Source organism: Pseudomonas sp. GR 6-02 (assembly GCF_001655615.1).
Taxonomy (GTDB): domain Bacteria; phylum Pseudomonadota; class Gammaproteobacteria; order Pseudomonadales; family Pseudomonadaceae; genus Aquipseudomonas.
Genome location: NZ_CP011567.1, coordinates 4,339,610 through 4,352,730 on the forward strand (window position 1 = coordinate 4,339,610; position 13,121 = coordinate 4,352,730).

The 13,121-nt window shown below is 61.1% G+C and carries 6 protein-coding genes; 5 read left to right on the forward strand and 1 reads right to left on the reverse strand.

All coding sequences use genetic code 11. The annotated features are described in order from the left end of the window. Positions 1-255: 255 nt before the first annotated feature. The 5 genes from pvdM (at position 256) to PGR6_RS19120 (ending at position 10,029) form a co-directional block, all read left to right on the forward strand. On the forward strand, positions 256-1,626 hold the full coding sequence (gene pvdM, locus PGR6_RS19100) for a pyoverdine-tailoring dipeptidase-like protein PvdM (protein ID WP_064619043.1): 1,371 nt from the start codon (positions 256-258) through the stop codon (positions 1,624-1,626). Further along, positions 1,623-2,903 carry a pyoverdine-tailoring periplasmic protein PvdN gene (pvdN, locus tag PGR6_RS19105; RefSeq protein ID WP_064619045.1) on the forward strand — a complete coding sequence of 427 codons (1,281 nt, stop codon included), beginning with the start codon at positions 1,623-1,625 and terminating at the stop codon, positions 2,901-2,903. The genes pvdM and pvdN overlap by 4 nt, the downstream gene beginning before the upstream one ends. Before the next feature lie 243 nt (positions 2,904-3,146). Further along, positions 3,147-4,034, forward strand: coding sequence for a dihydropyoverdine dehydrogenase (gene pvdO, locus PGR6_RS19110; protein WP_064619048.1), 888 nt, complete (start codon positions 3,147-3,149; stop codon positions 4,032-4,034). Positions 4,035-4,165: 131 nt separating this feature from the next. Next, positions 4,166-5,824 (forward strand): cyclic peptide export ABC transporter, encoded by a 1,659-nt coding sequence (locus PGR6_RS19115; RefSeq protein WP_064619051.1) that lies wholly within the window; start codon positions 4,166-4,168, stop codon positions 5,822-5,824. 29 nt (positions 5,825-5,853) lie between these two features. Further along, positions 5,854-10,029 carry an amino acid adenylation domain-containing protein gene (locus PGR6_RS19120; protein WP_064619054.1) on the forward strand — a complete coding sequence of 1,392 codons (4,176 nt, stop codon included), beginning with the start codon at positions 5,854-5,856 and terminating at the stop codon, positions 10,027-10,029. A gap of 269 nt (positions 10,030-10,298) precedes the next feature. On the opposite strand, the gene PGR6_RS19125 is transcribed toward PGR6_RS19120, so the two are convergent. After that, a complete protein-coding gene (locus PGR6_RS19125; protein WP_064619057.1) occupies positions 10,299-12,779 on the reverse strand; it encodes a TonB-dependent siderophore receptor in 2,481 nt (826 codons plus the stop codon). Positions 12,780-13,121: the final 342 nt, after the last annotated feature.

Consider the following 13,121-nt stretch of genomic DNA (forward strand, 5'->3'; position numbering starts at 1 on the left):
CGTGCCAAACACATTCCCCTGTGGCGAGGGAGCTTGCTCCCGCTCGGCTGCAAAGCAGTCGTAAATCCGGTGCATGCGGTGTGCCTGGCAGAACGAGGTTGCAGGTTTCAGGACTGCTTCGCAGTCCAACGGGAGCAAGCTCCCTCGCCACAGGTATCTCGCTATCTCCTAATTTTTTCTGCCAGCCACTCGTTCCTCCCAGATAGCAAAGGCCCCTGCGCCTGCACCGGGGCGGCGAACCTGACAGAGATGGCAATGACAAAACCACGTTCGAAAAAGGCTCTTTACATCGGCCTGCCGCTGGCCCTGGCGATCAGCGCCGGCGCGGGCTTCGCAGTCTGGTATTACGGATTCACGGACACCCCCGGTTACCCGATCAAGGTCATGCAACAGGCCGACGAGTTGCACGAGCGCATGCTCTCCTTCGACAGCCACATCAGCCTGATGCAGAACTTCGGCACCCAGGGCAACGAAGCCGATAAGGACGGAACGGGGCAGTTCGACCTGGTCAAGGCCAACCGCGGACGCCTGTCCGGTGCGGCCCTGACGATTTTCGGCTGGCCGGAACTGTGGAATGGCGCCAACGCGCCGCACAAGCCCACCGCCGGTTTTGTCGAAGAGGCACGCAACCAGCAGGAGATCCGCTACAAGATTATTTCCGGGATGGTCCGTGATTTTCCCAATCAGGTCGCCATTGCCTACACCCCCGACGATTTCCGTCGCTTGCACGGCGAAGGCAAGTTCGCGATTTTCATCAGCATGCTCAATGCCTACCCGCTGGGCCACGACCTGAACCTGCTGGACCTGTGGACGGCACGCGGCATGCGCATGTTCGGCTTCAGCTACATCGGCAATAACGACTGGGCCGACTCTTCGCGTCCCTTGCCGTTTTTCAACGATTCGCCGGATGCCCTCGACGGCCTCTCGGACCTGGGCAAGCAAGCGGTGCATCGTTTGAATGATCTGGGCGTGATCATCGACGTATCGCAAATGTCGACCAAGGCCCTGGAGCAAGTCGCGCAATTGAGCCGCACACCGATGGTCGCTTCGCACTCGGCGCCACGGGCGATGGTCGATATCCCGCGCAATCTCAGCGACAAGGAAATGCAGCTGATCAAGAACAGCGGCGGCGTGGTGCAGGTGGTCGGTTTCTCCCAATACCTGCGCCCGCTGACCCAGACCACCCAGGACAAACTCAACGAACTGCGCAAAGCGTTCGACCTGCCGCCCCTGCCGAACCTCGCCATGGCATTGATGCCGGGCGATCCGGTCATCGCTGCCTGGCCCGAGAAAAAATTCGGCCAGTACGCCAGCCGTCTCTACGCGATTCTCGAAGAAGAACCCAAAGCCAGCCTCAAGGACCTCGGGGACGCCATCGATTACACGGTGCGCAAAATCGGCATTGACCATGTCGGCATCAGCTCCGACTTCAACGAAGGGGGCGGCGTCAAAGGCTGGGAAAACGTCGGTGACATTCGCAATGTCACGGCAGAACTGATCTCGCGCGGCTACTCCGAAGCAGACATCGCCAAGCTCTGGGGCGGCAACTTCCTGCGGGTCTGGGATCAGGTGCAGAAAGCCGCCAAGCCGGCGCTGATTTCACAACAAGGCACGAGCACACCATGAGCGATCGTCGCACTTTTCTGAAACAGGCCGGAATCCTCGCCGCCGGCCTGCCGTTGACTGCCGGCCTGGACAACGTCGCCAACGCCACGCCAGTGCTCTCGCCGCCCGGGGACAAATGGGCGCAACTGCGGCAGCTGTTCGACCAGGATCCGGACTACCTGCATTTCTCCAATTTCCTGATCACCTCGCACCCAAAGCCTGTGCGTGAAGCGATCGAGATGCACCGTGCCGCCCTCGATAAAAACCCCGGGTTGGCGATGGACTGGGACCTCGGCGTTATCGAGCAGCGTGAAGAAGAGGTACGTGTCTGGGCCGGTCGCTACCTGCAAGCCAATGCCAGACAGATCGCCTTGACCGGCAGCACCACCGAAGGCCTGGCGATGATTTACGGCGGCGTTCATGTACGCCCGGACCAGGAAATCCTCACCACCGCCCACGAGCATTACGCGACCCACACCATTCTCGATCTGCGCACCCAACGGGACGGTACTCGGGTGCGCAAGATCAGGTTGTTCAAGGATCCGCAGACGGTGTCCAAAGCGGAGATCCTGGCCTCGATCGAGCAGAACATCAAACCCGAAACCCGTGTACTCGGCATGACCTGGGTGCATTCCGGCAGTGGCGTGAAACTGCCGATCGCCGACATCGGCGCGCTGGTGGACAAGCACAACCGCAATCGCGCCGATCAGGACCGCATTATTTACCTGGTCGACGGCGTGCACGGCTTTGGTGTCGAGGACTTGAGTTTTCCCGCCATGAACTGCGACTTCTTCATCGCCGGCACCCATAAATGGATGTTCGGTCCCCGTGGCACCGGCATCGTTTGCAGCCGCAGTGAAGAGGTCAAATACGTCACGCCGATCATCCCGACCTTCTCCGAAGCCACGGCGTTCTCCACCACCATGACACCGGGCGGCTACCACTCGTTCGAGCACCGCTGGGCGCTGAACGAAGCCTTCAAGCTGCATTTGCAATGGGGCAAGGCCGATGTTCAGGCGCGTATCCATGCCCTGAACAGCCATATGAAAAAACGCCTGCAAGCGCACCCGCAGATCGAACTGGTCACGCCCGTGAGTCCCGAGCTGTCATCCGGTTTCAGCTTCTTTCGGGTCAAGGGCAAAAGCAGCGACAAGATCGCCGCCTGGCTGATGCAAAACCGCGTGATCGCCGATGCCGTGGAGCGCGACGTGGGCCCGGTGATCCGCACGGCGCCGGGGCTGCTCAACACCGAAGCTGAAGTCGACCGCTTCATCGCGTTGCTCGGCAAACAGCTCTGATCGCCAGCCCCATGATTAATGTCAGTCAGTTAAGTCGTAACGCGATCTGTAGCAGCTGGCGAAGCCTGCGTTCGGCTGCGAAGCAGTCGTGAATCCGACTGACGCGGTCTGCCTGACACACCGTAATCTCTGGTTTTACGACTGCTTCGCAGCCGAACGCAGGCTTCGCCAGCTGCTACAGAGATTGCGGCGTGGCGGAAGTTGCCCCCCCTGATTCCCTTTAACTTTTTATCGAGAGCAATGATGAACAGTGAGTTGCGTAGCTTGTCCCTGAAAACGCTCCCCGCACTGGCCTTCGCCGCCGTGGTTGCAGGCCTGCTGCCGGGTGCCGCTCAGGCCGCCGCCCCCGCCCCGCCCGGCAAAGTGTTCAAGGACTGCAAGGACTGCCCGGAAATGGTCGTGCTGCCCACCGGGACCTTTACCATGGGCACTCCGGACAATGAGGTGGGCCGCGAGCCCGACGAGGGTCCGTTGCACCCGGTGACCTTCGCCAAACCGCTGGCCATCAGCCGCTTTCAGGTGCTGGCCGGCGAGTGGGACGCGTACCTGCGCGACAGCGGTTACCTCATGCCCGACGGCGACACCCGGCCGGGCCGCGAGTGCAAGGCCGGCGTGCCGCGCTATGAACGCACGGCCAGGCATCCGGCGGTGTGCATGAACTTCCCCGAGGTCAATGCCTATGTGGCCTGGCTCTCGAAGAAGACCGGCAAGCACTATCGACTGGTCAGCGAATCGCTGCGTGAGTATGCCGCCCGCGCGGGCAGCAGTGGCCCGTTCCCCTTCCCGTTCGATGAAGGCAAGGAATACAGCATCGCCAAACACGCCAACACCTACGGCGCCGCCGATGGCTACAACTTCACCTCACCGGCGGGCAGCTTCCCGGCCAACGCCTTCGGCGTGTACGACATGCACGGCAACGTCTATGAGTGGACCGCCGATTGCTACAACGACAACTACGTCGGCGCACCGAGCGATGGCAGCGCGTGGTTAACCGGCGAATGCACCGCCCGGCGCATTCGCGGCAATGACTGGGGCGAAGCTCCGGTGTTCTCGCGTTCGGGCAACCGCAATGCCACCTACCCCGACACCCGTGGCGACTGGCTCGGTTTTCGCGTCGCGCGGGATCTTTGAGGCTCCCACCTCCTGTCGCATGACCTGCAACAAACCCGTGCGCGGCTAAATCGCCGCCCACGGGTTTCGTCTTTTAAGCAGCCAAACTCTTGAACCTTTGCCCTTTAGCGGCACTTGAAGCGGAAACTTCCATGACCTCAAAATCCCGCGGAGCCTTCAGTGAAGTCCTCGGCCTGCTCAGGCCTTTCCGGGTCATCGTTGTGGTGTCGATCATGCTCGGCATGCTCGGTGGCCTCAGCATCACCGCGTTACTGGCGACCATCAATGACGCGCTGAACGCCGCCGACACCCCGTCGACCCGGGTGTTGGCAACGTTTATCGGCCTGTGCGCGGTGGCGTTGCTGACGTCGATCCTGTCGGACATCGGCACCAACCATGTCGGGCAACACATCATTGCCGGGCTGCGTAAATCCCTGGGGGAAAAAGTCCTGTTGGCACCGATCGTACAGATCGAGCGCTTCCGCAGTTATCGACTGATTCCGGTGCTGACCCATGACGTCGACACCGTCAGTGATTTCGCCTTTTCCTTCGCGCCGCTGGCCATTGCGTTCACCGTCACCCTCGGTTGCCTGAGCTACCTGGCCTACCTGTCGTTGCCGATGTTTGCCTTGCTGCTGGTGGCCCTGGTGATCGGCACCGCGCTGCAATACGTGGCCCGGACCAAGGGCATCAAGGGTTTCCAGGCGGCTCGCGAAGCCGAGGACGAACTGCAAAAGCACTACAGCGCGATTGCCGCCGGCGCCAAGGAACTGCGTATCCATCGTCCGCGCCGCCAACGCATGTTCAGCCAGCGCATCGAAGGCACCGCTGATTTCATCTGCAACACGCACATCCGCGCGGTCAACACCTTCGTGGTGGCCAAGACCCTTGGCTCGATGCTGTTTTTCGTGGTGATCGGCCTGGCGCTGGCCCTGCAATCGCTGTGGCTGGGCACCGATAAAGCGGTGCTCAGCGGGTTCGTGCTGGTGCTGCTGTACATGAAGGGCCCGATGGAATACCTGGTCACCACCCTGCCGGTGGTCAGCCGCGCCAACATTGCGTTCAAGCGCATCGCCGACCTGGCGGAGCAGTTTTCCTCGCCGGAACCGCACCTGCTGCTCAGTGACAAAGACGCGCCGAAACCGGTGGTCGAACACCTTGAACTGCGCGACGTGCATTTCGCCTTCCCGGCGGTGGACGGCAGCAAGCCCTTCGCCCTCGGACCGGTCAACCTGTCCATCGCCCAGGGCGAGATCGTGTTTATCGTCGGCGAGAATGGCGGCGGCAAGACCACGCTGATCAAGTTGCTGCTGGGGCTGTATGCGCCCCAGGGCGGGGAAATCATCCTTAACGGTAAGCCGGTCCTGGCGCATAACCGCGACGACTATCGCCAGTTGTTCACCACGATTTTCGCCGACTACTACCTGTTCGACGAATTGGTACAAGGCGAGCAGAACGTTCCCGAAGACGCCAACCGTTACCTGGAACGCCTGGAAATCTCGCACAAGGTCTGCATCCGCGATGGCGCCTTCAGCACCACCGACCTGTCCACCGGCCAGCGCAAACGCCTGGCCCTGTTGAACGCCTGGCTGGAAGAACGCCCGGTGCTGGTGTTCGACGAGTGGGCGGCCGACCAGGACCCGGCCTTCCGGCGCATCTTCTACACCGAGCTGTTGCCGGAACTCAAATACCTGGGCAAGACCATCATCGTCATTTCCCACGACGACCGTTACTTCGATGTCGCCGACCAATTGGTGCGGATGGAAGGCGGCAAGCTCGTCGCGCAAAAAAAACCGTTGGCGACCGCCTGAACGATCCACCGCCGACTACGAGAGCCCCGATGAACGATTTGATCGATGATGATGTACTGGCGCTGTTGCTGGCCGATGCCGGTGATCAACCCCAAGGGATAACCGCCCGCGTCAACCAGCGCCCGGCGCCGCTGTCTTTCGCCCAGCAGCGGCTGTGGTTTCTCCAGCAACTGTCACCGGACAACGCCGCCTACAACCTGCCCCGTGTCATGCGCATCACCGGCCCCCTGGCGCCCCGGCGGCTGGAAACAGCCCTGAACAAGGTGCTTGAGCGTCACGATATTTTGCGCAGTGCCTTCGTCGAAATCGATGGTTGCGCCATGCAGGTGGTCGATGCGCAGGCAACACTGGTGCTCGACCATGAAGACCTGTCGGGCCTGTCGGACGAGGCCCGCGCCAACCGGATCGCGCTACGTATCGAGGCCCAGGCCGGCACGCCGTTCGACCTGCGCCAGGCGCCGTTGATGCGGGCAACACTGCTGCAGATTTCGGCCGACGAGCATCTGTTGCTGATGAACATGCACCACATCGTTTCCGATGCCTGGTCCAATGCCATTCTGATGCAAGACCTGACACGGGCCTTTGCCCAGGCCGGCAGCGGCGATACATCACCCTTGCCACGCCCGGCCATCCAGTACGCCGACTATGCCGCCTGGCAGCGTGGCGAATACCTGCACAGCGCAACCTGCGCCAGCAGCGCCGAATACTGGCAAGAGTATCTGGGGCAAACATTGCCGGCCCTCGATCTGCCGGTGGACTTCCCACGAAATGCCCGGCACAGCCACCCTGCCGGGCAGTATGACTTCAGTGTGCCCGCGCCCCTCGCGCAAGCCCTGAACCGCTTCTGCCAGCAGCAAAAACTGACGCCTTTCGTCGTGGCCCTCGGGGCCTGGCAATTGTTATTGAGCCGCTACAGTGGCCAATACGACTTTACCGTCGGCGTACCCAACGCCACCCGCAATCGCAGCGAAACCCAGAACCTGGTCGGCTTTTTCGTCAGCTCCCAGGTGTACCGGGCGCGCATTGATCCGCTGCTGTCCTGCGCAGACTTTCTCCAGCGGCTGCGGCGCGAATCGCTGGCGGCACTGGACCATGGCGATTACCCGCTGGAATTGAGTTTCGACGCGTTGCAATTGCACGCCAGCGAACACGCCAATCCGTTGTTCCAGGTGTTGTTCAACTGGCGCACTGACACCGGGCAACCGGACCGGATCGACCTGGACGGGCTGGCGCTGGAGTTCCTCGGCGCGGGTCCCGGCCAGGCCAAATTCGATCTGTCCCTGGACGTCGGCTATTCGCTCGAGGGCATCAGCGCGAGTCTCGAATACAGCCAGGACCTCTACGCCCCTGCCACCCTCGAACGCCTGGCCCGGCACTGGCTGAACCTGCTCCATGCACTCACGGAAGATCCGCTGCGTGCGCTCGGCGAATTGCCGCTGCTGGCAAGAGACGAACGCCAGGTTCAGTTGCAGCAGTGGAATCCGCCCGCGTCGGCCATGCCTGAGGACGGCGTGCATCAATTGTTCGAACGCCAGGCGCTGGCAACCCCCGACTCGGTAGCCCTGATCTTCAACGACCTTGAGCTCAGCTATGCCCAGCTCAACGCCGCCGCCAATGGCCTGGCCCACTCGTTGATTGCACAGGGTGTCGGACCGGAAGTGCTGGTGGGCATTGCCGTGGAGCGTTCGGCGCACATGATCATCAGCCTGTTGGCGGTGCTCAAGGCCGGCGGCGCTTATGTGCCACTGGACCCCGATTATCCGCAGGAACGCTTGGCCTGGATGATTGAAGACAGTGGCCTGAGCGTGTTGCTGAGCCAGCGTTCGCTGCTGGATCGGCTGCCCTCGATGCCCGGCGTCCAGCGACGCTGTGTCGACGACATCGATGTCCGGGGGACGCTGCCCGCACATGACCCGCCCTGCCGCACCACCGGCCAAAACCTCGCCTATGTGATGTTCACGTCCGGTTCCACCGGTCGCCCCAAAGGGGTCGGCATCACCCAGGCGGCGTTAACCCGTCACGCCCAGGTGGCGCTGGAGTTTCTCGGCCTGACCGCACAGGACCGGTCCCTGCAGTTCGCCACGTTCAACTTCGATGCCTTTGTCGAGCAGCTTTACCCGGCGTTGATCTGCGGCGCCTCGGTGGTGCTGCGCGGGCCGGATATCTGGGACAGTGAAACCTGGTACCGCGAACTGCTCGACAAACAGTTCAGCGTCAGCGACCTGACCACCACCTACTGGAACATGCTGGCCAAGGACTTCGCCGCAGCCGGTCAGCGCGACTACGGTGCACTGCGGCAAGTGATCGTCGGTGGCGAAGCGATGCCACCGGAGGGCGTGGCGGCCTGGGGCAAGGCCGGGCTCGGGCACGTGAAGCTGCTGAACACCTACGGGCCTACGGAAACGACGGTCAGCGCCACGGTGCTGGATTGCAGCGACTACGTGACAGGGCAAATCGCCCTGCCCAAAAGCATGCCGATCGGCCAGCCTCTGGCCGGACGGGCGATTTACCTGCTCGATGCCGGCGGCCAGCCAGTGCCAGTGGGTGTCGTCGGTGAACTGATGATTGCCGGCGACCTGCTCGCACGCGGCTACTTCAAGCGACCTGAGCTTACGGCCGAGCGCTTCATCCCCGACCCGTTCGATGTTCAGGGCGGCGGTCGTCTCTACCGCACCGGCGATCTGGCGCGCTATCGCGCCGACGGTGTGATCGAGTATGCAGGCCGGCTGGATCACCAGGTGAAGATTCGCGGCTTCCGCATCGAACTCGGGGAAATCGAGTCATGCCTGCTGCAATCGCCGCAGGTCCGCGAGGCGTTGGTGGTTGCCCGGGAAGGCGCGGTGGGTTTGCAACTGGTCGGCTATGTCGTGGCCCAAAGCGACTCGCTGAGCGAGCAGCAACAACTCGACCTGCGCGAAACCCTCAAGGCTGAGCTCAAGGCCAATCTGCCCGACTACATGGTGCCCAGTCATCTGCTGGTACTGGCCGCCATGCCGTTGAGCCCCAACGGCAAGCTCGACCGCAAGGCCCTGCCGCAACCCGACCTCCGCCAGACGCAGCGGCACTTCATTGCTGCCGAAACGCCACTGGAAAAGGCGCTCGCCGAACTCTGGCAAGAAGCGTTGCAGGTCGAGCGTGTCAGCCTGGACGACAACTTTTTCGAACTCGGTGGCCACTCGATTCTGGCCATTCAATTCATCTCGACCCTTAACGCGCGCCTGGGCATCAAACTGGCGTTGCAACACATGCTGGCTCATCCCAATGTCCAGGCACTGGCCAGATTCATCGCCCTGGAGCATCAGCAGCATGTGCAATGCGTGGTCGAACTCAACGCCTCGACAGCGTCGGCGCCGCCGCTGTTCTGCCTGCACCCCAGCGGCGGTATCGTGTTCTGTTATCAGCCGCTGGCGAAAAAACTCAGTGCCCATGCCCGGACCTTCGGCGTGATGCACAAGGGCTTTGCCGACAAAGACTCGAACGCTCAGACATGGGCCGAGATGATTGCCGACTACAGCGCACAGATCGTCGAGAAGCAGCCACACGGCCCTTACCGATTGATGGGCTGGTCATTGGGGGGCGCGATTGCCATGGACGTCGCCGCCCACCTGGAGCGCCAGGGCAAGGAAGTGACCTTCCTCGGCCTCGTCGACAGCACATTGCCCGAACATGCCTTGCCCGCCGACCTGCCGCGCAAGCCTCTGGAAGAAGACAACCCGAACCACCTCAGCGCGGAAAACGAACTGCTGGCAGCACTCGAAGTCTTCAACCTGATGTTCGCGCATCTGGAACCGGCGGCGGCGAGCTTCATCGCCCGGAACCCGACGGCCGACCTCAAGACCTTCTATCGCTGGGCCAGCGAACAGACGGCCACCGGCGAGCAAGAGATGATCGCGACCCTGGAAGGCATCAAGCAGGAAATCATGAACGCCCAGGCCTATGCGATTCACGATCGCCTGGTGGACGCGTTCAATGCCTTCTCGCTGCCGCCGCTCAAGGTCAAGGCCAGTTGCTGGTGGTCGCTGTCGCATAAAACCCTGGAGCAAGTGCTGTATTCGGAACAACTGCTCAGGGCCCACAACGTGACAGGCCAATTGCACACCTCGATCCACTCACCACTGCCGCACCGCAGCATGATCTACACCGAGTCGCTACTGGAGTCGTTTACCGAAGTGTTTCTCGGCTGCCAGGGCAAGTCATGTAGCTGACCGAGCGACGGCAAAAAAAAACGCAGAAGCCATGGCTTCTGCGTTTTTGTTTGTACTTCCGGCAATACCGTAGCAGCTGCCGAGCAGCGCGAGGCTGCGAAGCAGTCGTAAAATCAGGCACTGCAGTCTGTCAGATACACCGTGCATTTAGGGTCTACGACTGCTGCGCAGCCGAACGCAGCCTCGCGCTGCTCGGCAGCTGCTACAAGATTAGCCCGCGCCCCTGGTAAAAGGGCGCGGGCCGGGACATTGACGCTAGTGCAAAGGACTCAGAACTGCGGTGTGTATTTCACGCTGAACATCACGTTGCGTGGATCACCGTAGTTGTTGTTGCCGTTGATCTGGTTGTAGGCCGCTGCGAAGTAGGTCTTGTCAAACAGGTTGTTGGCATTCATCGCCAGCTCGATTTCCGGGGTGAGCTGGTAACCGACGCGGGCATTCCACACGGTGTAACCCGGAACGTTGACGGAGTGGTCGAAACCTATCGTGTGGGTTTGTGCGGTAAAGCCCAGGCCTGTACTCACACGGCTCCAGTCGCCGCTCAACTGATAATTGCCCCACACACGCAGCATGTGTTTAGGCGTCCACCAGCTGAAGATTTTGCCTTCGTTGTCAGGGTCGTCGAGGTATTTGGTGGTGTTGTAGGTGTAGCCGGCAAACAGTTGCAGATTGTCGATCACTTCGCCGCTGATTTCGGCGTCCAGACCCTGGCTGCGCACTTTGCCCGATGCCGTCGAGCAGAACCAACCGTCGCAGGTTTGCGCACCCTGCGTATCGAGAACGGCACGGTTTTCCTGGTCGTAACGGAACAGGGCCACGGAGGTATTGATCCGGCCGTCCATCAACTCGCCCTTGAGACCAATCTCGTAGTTACTGCCGATAATCGGTTTGAGTACCGCGCCGGCGGTATCGCGTTCGGTCTGCGGTGTATATACGTCGGTGTAACTGGCGTAGACCGCCCATTCGCGGCTCAGGTCATAGACGATACCGGCATAGGGCGTGACTTCTCCGGTTTCAGTGGCGGTGCTTTTTGGATCTTCTGTAATGCCGCTCGCGGTCTGGGTCGAAGACTTGTAATTGTAGTCGTACCAACTGACGCGCGAGCCGAGCACCAGGGTCAGGTCTTCAACAGGCTTGACCCGCCAGCTGCCGTACAGGCCTTTCTGGCGGATGTCGTATTGGCTGGGAGTCCCACGACCACCGGGGCTATTGATCAAGCCTTCGTAGCTGATATCCGGACGGTTGTGATCAATGTCGAAGATATTGTCGGAGCTGTCATTGAAGGTTCGGGCGTATTTGTCGTCCGAGGTGTATTTGGAATAGTTGCCGCCCACCATGATTTCCTGCGGCATGGACAAGGCTTCGAACTTGCCGGTGAGGTTCATGTCCAGAGCGACTTTGGTGGAGTCCATGTCCGTCACGAAGTCCGCGTATTGCACGCCGCTGCCATCGGGATTGATGCCATCGCCGGTGGATTGCACCCGCTGGTTCTTCGCCTTGTTGGTTTCCGTCATGCGCACGGCGCCGACCTTGAAGGCCCAGTCGTCGTTGAAACGGTGTTCCAGATCGGTGTAGAGCGTGGTGACGTCGATATCCGAATGGTTCCACTTCGCCCCGGTGTACGTGCTGCGCGGCAGGTCGATGGGTTTACTGTCGGAGTAACGCGGGAAGCCGCGGACATTCGAGCGCGATTCGCCGTCGGACTGGCTGACCGCCACGCCCACGGTGGTGGCTTCGCTCAGATCGAAGTCCAGCGCGCCGTACAGCGAGGTGGTCTTGTACCATTCGGAATCAACGAATGTGTGGGTGTCGTCCTGGTCGGCCACGAAACGTCCACGAATGGTGCCGTTCTGGTTCAACGGCCCGCCCGCGTCCAGTTGCAGACCGTAGTGATCCCAGGAGCCAGCCTTGCCGGTCAGGGTCACGGTCGGTGTGGCCTGACCGCGCTTGCGCACCAGGTTGACCGCGCCACCCGGGCTGCCGGTGCCTTGCAGCAGGCCCGACGCACCGCGCAGCACTTCCATGCGGTCGAAGAAAATCAAGTCCTGCGTGGCCCAGTTGCCCAGCGCGTAAGTGTTGCGCGGGATCGGCACACCGTCGTACTGCCAGTCATCAATCTGGAAACCGCGCGAAGAGAGGATCAAACCTCTGCCGACGCCTTGGGCACCGACCAGTCCGGTGGTCTTGTTGGCGGCGTCCTTGAGATCGACGATGTCCTGATCATCCATTTGCTTGCGGGTCATCACCGTGACCGACTGCGGAATTTCCTTGAGGGTGTGGGTGCCCTTGCCGATGGTCACGGCATTCGAGGTGTAGGAATTCGAACCTTCGGTGGTCGCGCCCACCTGGTGCGCGTTGATGGTGGTGGCGCCCAGTTCCAGACCCTCGGTCGAACTGCCGCGTACCACCATCAGCGTGTTGCCTTCAAAGCTGTAGTGCACGCCCGTGCCCTTGAGCAATTGGGCAATCGCCGCTTCGCTGCTCAACTTGCCGCTGACGCGTGTGCTGCGCAGGCCGGCCATGTCATCGGCGCTGTAGATCACCTGCTGATTGGTCTGCGTGCCAAACGCCTGCAACGCCTGGGGCAAAGGCTGGGCAGGAATGTCGAGGGTGAAGTCTTCCGCGTGGACCTGCGCGCTGAGCGGCAGCAGGCAAGCCATGCCCAGACCGGCCAACGAGCGACGCGAGCGCAAGGTTCGGGCAATGACCAAGGCCTTGAACAGAGGTTTCAACTCATGAATTGCTGACATCGTGCTCTCTATTTTTAATTGAAATGGATAGGATCCATGGGCAATCGAGTGCCCTGCCGCTGCCTGGACCTGTGAACCACCTGGATCGGCTGCCATCTCGGGCAACGTGTCGCAAGTCGATGACCGGCCCCTCCCCGGGCACGATCGTTTGTCCGGGCAGCGGTAAAAATGTGTACGGCTGGGAAAAACTGAACCCTGTGGCTACCCTGCCCGGCTCGATTTATCTGCTTACGTAAGTAAGACGCAGCACCGCGCAAAAACCGGAATGAGTTTATTTATCATTTGCACAAAAATTCAAAAAAAAGGCCGACGCATTGGGCGTCGGCCTTTTTTTCTGCTACT

What these genes read in the sequence shown, in the direction of transcription:
- pvdM (WP_064619043.1), top strand. Translation starts at nt 256, where the DNA reads ATGACAAAACCACGTTCGAAAAAGGCTCTTTACATCGGCCTGCCGCTG.
- pvdN (WP_064619045.1), top strand. Translation starts at nt 1,623, where the DNA reads ATGAGCGATCGTCGCACTTTTCTGAAACAGGCCGGAATCCTCGCCGCC.
- pvdO (WP_064619048.1), top strand. Translation starts at nt 3,147, where the DNA reads ATGAACAGTGAGTTGCGTAGCTTGTCCCTGAAAACGCTCCCCGCACTG.
- PGR6_RS19115 (WP_064619051.1), top strand. Translation starts at nt 4,166, where the DNA reads ATGACCTCAAAATCCCGCGGAGCCTTCAGTGAAGTCCTCGGCCTGCTC.
- PGR6_RS19120 (WP_064619054.1), top strand. Translation starts at nt 5,854, where the DNA reads ATGAACGATTTGATCGATGATGATGTACTGGCGCTGTTGCTGGCCGAT.
- PGR6_RS19125 (WP_064619057.1), bottom strand. Translation starts at nt 12,779, where the DNA reads ATGTCAGCAATTCATGAGTTGAAACCTCTGTTCAAGGCCTTGGTCATT.